The organism is Vibrio sp. (genome assembly GCF_038138445.1).
Classification (GTDB): domain Bacteria; phylum Pseudomonadota; class Gammaproteobacteria; order Enterobacterales; family Vibrionaceae; genus Vibrio.
Genome location: NZ_JAYQDQ010000001.1, coordinates 176,782 through 177,434, shown reverse-complemented (window position 1 = coordinate 177,434; position 653 = coordinate 176,782). Strand labels below are relative to the sequence as shown.

Below are 653 nucleotides of genomic sequence, written 5' to 3'. Positions count from 1 at the left end.
TCTGGCTCTGGCTCTGGCTCTGGCTCTGGCTCTGGCTCTGGCTCTGGCTCTTCAGAGCTTATTTCAAGCTCAGATTGATTAACAATATTTTCTTGAGAATCTTCATCATCAGATGACACGTCAAGGTCAAGTTCATCCAGTAAAGGGTCACCTTCTGGCGCTGCACTTAACATGTCATCCATAAAGTCTTCACTGGAAAAGTCGTCTTCGACTATTGCAGAATCTGCAGTGCTGTTATCTGCTTCGTTATCCAGATCGTTTCCTAAGCTGTCGTCGCCCTGACTATCAATATCTGCGAGCTCTTCAAACAGGTTGGTAGCGTCATCACCGAGCTCTTCAGTTAACGACCCTTCTTGCTCATCCACCAGCAGTTCGTCGAGAGTTTCCGTTGAATCAACATCAAGATCGCCGCCATCATCAGCGATTAGCTCATCAAACGCACCGTCGTCAATATTATCTATCGTATCAAGACTATAGTCATCACCATCAAGAGCCTCATCTAGAAGATCCGTTTCACCGGGTAGCTCTGTATCTCCACCTTCGTCGATAAGCTCATCCAACAAATCCGTGCTATCGTCTGAAACATCTATAGACTCTTCACTAAGAGCCTCATCAAGAAGATCCGTCTCACCGGGTAACTCTGTATCTCCACC

General features: G+C 46.6%; 1 pseudogene. It reads right to left on the bottom strand.

Annotated elements, in window-relative coordinates:
• Nucleotides 1–653: pseudogene (locus tag AAFM34_RS00850) on the bottom strand (AAA family ATPase); the annotation flags it as partial.